Origin of the sequence: Streptomyces aurantiacus JA 4570, assembly GCF_000414115.1 — a bacterium.
GTDB lineage: Bacteria > Actinomycetota > Actinomycetes > Streptomycetales > Streptomycetaceae > Streptomyces > Streptomyces aurantiacus_A.
In genome coordinates this window covers 1-367 of sequence record NZ_AOPZ01000267.1, presented here as the reverse complement: position 1 = coordinate 367, position 367 = coordinate 1, and the positions used below count along the sequence as shown (strand labels likewise).

The window sequence follows — 367 nt, the reverse complement described above, 5'->3', positions numbered from 1 at the left end:
CCCGCTCCGGCCGCCGAGCCGACCCCGGCTCCCGCCGCCGAGGCCCCGGCCGCTCCGGCCGCCCCCGCCGAGGCCCCCGCCGCCCCGGCTTCCTCCGGCGGCTCCGCCGAGGGCACCGCGGTCACCCTGCCCGCGCTCGGCGAGTCCGTCACCGAGGGCACCGTCACCCGCTGGCTGAAGGAGGTCGGCGAGTCCGTCGAGGCCGACGAGCCGCTGCTCGAGGTCTCCACGGACAAGGTCGACACCGAGATCCCGTCGCCCACCTCCGGCGTTCTCCTGGAGATCGTCGTCGCTGAGGACGAGACCGCCGAGGTCGGCGCCAAGCTCGCCGTCATCGGTGCGCCCGGTGCCGCCCCCGCCGCCGCTC

The 367-nt window shown here is 78.2% G+C and carries 1 protein-coding gene; it reads left to right on the top strand.

Annotated elements, in window-relative coordinates; genetic code table 11:
- Positions 1–367, top strand: a 367-nt coding sequence (locus tag STRAU_RS24470) for a biotin/lipoyl-containing protein (RefSeq protein WP_037661633.1), incomplete at both ends; no start/stop codon positions are given.